The organism is Corallococcus praedator, from assembly GCF_003612125.1.
GTDB lineage: Bacteria > Myxococcota > Myxococcia > Myxococcales > Myxococcaceae > Corallococcus > Corallococcus praedator.
The window spans coordinates 1-3,018 of the sequence record NZ_RAWI01000648.1; the positions used below are offsets into that span (position 1 = coordinate 1).

Consider the following 3,018-nt stretch of genomic DNA (forward strand, 5'->3'; position numbering starts at 1 on the left):
CCCCCAACGTCCCGAGCACGCGCCAGCGCCCCACCTCCGTGCCGGGTTGGAGCGCCGCCGGGAACACCTGTGTCCGTTCTGGGGCCATCAACCTCCAGGGTCGCATGAATCCGACTCAACCTGGAAGGTCATCTCCGGACTTCCAGGCCGTGATGCCTGGAAGCACATGTGTTCTCACGTCAGGAAGTCTCTCCCCGGGCCGCGATGACGCTCCCAGCGGAATCAGAAGTTGTTCACTGAAACGTGACACGAACCGGGTGGGTCCAAAGTGAAACAGGCGGGGTGAGTCAGACCATTCTGGTGTATTGAGCCGCGTCACATCGCAGTCTCCCCCCCTCCAGGAGTTCCGGATGCGTCGTCTTGGCTCAGCCCTTCTTGCAGTGAGCATGTTCGCCGGTTGCGGCGGTCTCGAAACCGAGCCGTCCCCCGAGTCCCTCACGTCGCCGTCCATCGAGTCGCAGCAGGCGCCCATCACCACCACGAACGTGGATGTGGCCCCGGAGTGCCAGGGCATCATCACCTTCGTGAACACGGCGTCCTTCCAGACGCTGGACACGTACCTGCCGAGCAATGTCGTCACGAACCTCGTGAGCCGCCGCGCGACGGCCCCGTTCACGTCGCTGGCGGACGTGTCGTCGGTGAACCTGGTCGCTGAGACCCGTCTGAAGCAGATCGAGCAGGGCGCGCGCGCCACGGGCGCCATCGGCTCCAGCTGTGTCGGCATCTTCGACGGGCTCGCCATCTCCACCTCCGACGCGGCCGCCATCGTGTCGCTGGTGAACACCATCCCGGACTCGGAGCTGCACGACGTCCTGCCGGACGCGTGGAACGGCGCCGCGAACCTCCTCAACCTGCGCCCGTTCACCACGGCGCAGGCCATCTCCAACGTGGCGGGCATCGGCGAGGTCAGCTTCCGCAGCATCCGGAACTCCGCCACGCTGAGCCGCCCGTTCGAGGCGCTCGCCTCCGCGCTGAACGCCATCCCGAGCAACGGGTCCTATGGCGCGCAGCTGAAGCGCCACTTCGACTGGTGGAATGAAGTGACGGCCTACCATGGCTACTCCCAGGGCGGTCCGACCTGCTTCGGCCTGGAGCCCAGCAGCGTCCCGTCGGGCGCCACCATCCGTCCGAACCTGGCCAACGCCGCTGAAGTGCGCGCCGCGGTCGTGAACACCATCAACTACGTCAACGGCAACGCGCTGATCTCCGCCTCGGTGCGGAACGCGGGCCTGGCGAACCTGGACGCGCTGAGCGCGGGCCGCTCCTTCAAGGGCTGCATCTTCAGCTACTCGGATGACCCGTGGAGCCGCCACAACGTCTCCATCTTCGTGGACACCGTGAACGGCTTCAGCGTGTTCACCGAGACCTGGTGGGCGGAGTAGTCCGAAGCTGATGTCCTGACGTGAAGAAGCCCCGGGTTCCCACGAGAGGAGCCCGGGGCTTCGTCCTGTCCGGAGACGACGGGGCGCCGCCGGCTACTCCGCCCGAGGCGGGACGGTGCCGCTGACGCTCCACGCCTCCTGCAGTGATTCAGGGATGCGGAAGTTCACCCGGCCGCCGCCCCGCTCGGAGGTGTGCAGTCCTTCGATGAGCTTGCGCGAGAGGGAAGCGGACAGCTTCGCCGCGAGCCCGGATTGGTCCTGCACCTCGTCCGCCAGGTTGAACATCCACTTCATCGGCGTCAGCAGGTGGCGGGTCCAGTCCGTCTTCTCCAGCCCCACGGCCTCCGACACCGTGTCGCCGCACAGCTCGCGGATCAACGTCACCGCGAGGCCGTCCATCATCGTGCCGGGGATGCGCAGCTTCAGGTAGTCGACGAGCGCCTGGGTGAGCGCGGCCCCGTTCTCCGACGGTGCCACCTGCCGCTCGGTGATGGCCGCCCAGAGCTGCTGGCCATCCTCCAGGTCGCGCGGCAGCAGCTCGGGCCGGATGCCCATGAAATGACCAATCAACATCCAGCAATGGAAGTAGGCGTGCTCCTCCTCCGGGGTGAAGTCCATCCCCAGCTTGGGCAGCACCTGGGGCACCAGGGCCAGCGACAGGAGCGTCGCGACCTGGTCCTCCTGGTTGATGGGCATGTCCCATTCGGAGGCCTTCCACCGCGGATCCCTGGAGATGTGGTGGCGGATGGCGGCGTGCAGGAGGCGGATCTTCTGCGCCGTGCGGACCCCGAAGCCGCCGTGCTCCAGGCCGCCCTCCGCCATCACGTCCAGGACGAACTGGGCCGTTTCGATGATGCGGCGGTGCACGTACTTGTCGATGCCGCCCGTCCACGTCAGCACCCGGGCCGCCTTCGCCCACGCGTAGGCGGAGGGCAGGGACCACAGGAAGAGCGCCAGGGTCATCTGCATGCCGTAGCGGTGGAAGAGCTTCTGCCCCAGTCGGACCTTCTCCGGATCCGCCCAGGTGGGCCAGTCATCCGTTTCATTCAGGTACACCTCCACGGAGTCCGGCATCTCCGCGGGCACGAGGTGCACGTTCGACTCAATGCTCCGGAGCATGCGGTTGACGGCCTCCGCCTCCTTGTTGGCGAAGACTGACTGGATGACGGGATCCGCCACGGGGTCCCCCATGGAACGGAAGGGGTCGAGCACCGCATCGGTCCAACGGCCACGAAGACTGGACACTGATTCTCCCTGCGAGGTTTCCGCTCAGTCTTGCATGCGCGGTGCGCGACCCAGGGCCTCTCTGCGGGCGTCCCGGCAGCCAACCCCCGCCCCGTCCGCCCACCCCCACGGGGCGGGAAGGATTCCGTGCATCCGTGCGTGTCTACGCGTATAGACACCCCCATGTGCCCCCTGGTGAATACGAAGGACCTGATTGACGCCCAGGCGGTGGCGGGCCTGTTGCGCCTCGCGCACCCCAACAGCGTCAGCACGTACCTGCGCCGCTACCCGGACATGCCCCGCCCCGTGCTCGACCTGGGCGCCGGGCGTCCGCGCCTCTGGCTCAAACCCCAGATGCTGCGCTGGGCCCGTGCCCGCCAGGCCGCTACCACCGACTCGCGCTCCGGAGCCT

Annotated in this window: 3 protein-coding genes; 2 read left to right on the forward strand and 1 reads right to left on the reverse strand. The window is 67.3% G+C overall.

Annotated features, from left to right (window positions below):
* The first annotated feature begins 386 nt into the window (after positions 1-386).
* The gene (locus D7Y13_RS40330; RefSeq protein ID WP_341870474.1) at positions 387-1,382 is read left to right on the forward strand and encodes a hypothetical protein; all 996 of its coding nucleotides are present in this window, start codon (positions 387-389) and stop codon (positions 1,380-1,382) included.
* Between the two features lie 93 nt (positions 1,383-1,475).
* Here the strand turns inward: D7Y13_RS40330 and D7Y13_RS40335 are convergent, their stop codons facing one another.
* Positions 1,476-2,561 (reverse strand): oxygenase MpaB family protein, encoded by a 1,086-nt coding sequence (locus D7Y13_RS40335; protein ID WP_233596042.1) that lies wholly within the window; start codon positions 2,559-2,561, stop codon positions 1,476-1,478.
* 228 nt (positions 2,562-2,789) lie between these two features.
* Here D7Y13_RS40335 and D7Y13_RS40340 point away from each other — a divergent pair.
* On the forward strand, positions 2,790-3,018 hold a 229-nt coding region (locus D7Y13_RS40340; protein ID WP_208734543.1), incomplete at its 3' end, for a hypothetical protein.

Coding starts and splice junctions, on each gene's coding strand:
- D7Y13_RS40330 (WP_341870474.1), top strand. CDS start 387: ATGTTCGCCGGTTGCGGCGGTCTCGAAACCGAGCCGTCCCCCGAGTCC.